This window comes from Desulfurellaceae bacterium (assembly GCA_021296095.1).
GTDB lineage: Bacteria > Desulfobacterota > Binatia > Bin18 > Bin18 > JAAXHF01.
This window is the reverse complement of the sequence record JAGWBB010000141.1, coordinates 1-308: the sequence shown is the minus strand read 5'-3', so window position 1 is coordinate 308 and position 308 is coordinate 1. Positions and strand designations below refer to the sequence as shown.

General features: G+C 65.6%; 1 protein-coding gene. It reads left to right on the top strand.

What is annotated here, in order from left to right; genetic code table 11:
* A partial coding sequence (locus tag J4F42_21395) for an MmgE/PrpD family protein (GenBank protein MCE2488078.1) occupies positions 1 to 308 on the top strand: 308 nt, incomplete at both ends.

Sequence of the window (308 nt, the reverse complement as noted above, 5' to 3'; positions counted from 1 at the left end):
CTCGGGCCGGTGGCATCATGGCCAACGTCGGCAGCATGACCAAGGCCACCCACTGCGGCTGGGCGGCTGCGGCCGGGCTGGACGCCGCGCTGCTGGCCCGGCGCGGCTTCAGCGCCAACGCCGAGATTTTTGAGGCGCCGAACGGCTATGTCGAGGTCTTTTTTGGCGAGGGCTTTGACACGGCGATACTGCTGGCCTTTGGTCAGCCGTATCGCCTGGTCGATCCGGGTTTTGCCATCAAGCTGTTTCCCAGCCAGTACGCGACCCATTTTGCGATCAGCGCCGGGCTCGAACTGCACCGCCAGCTG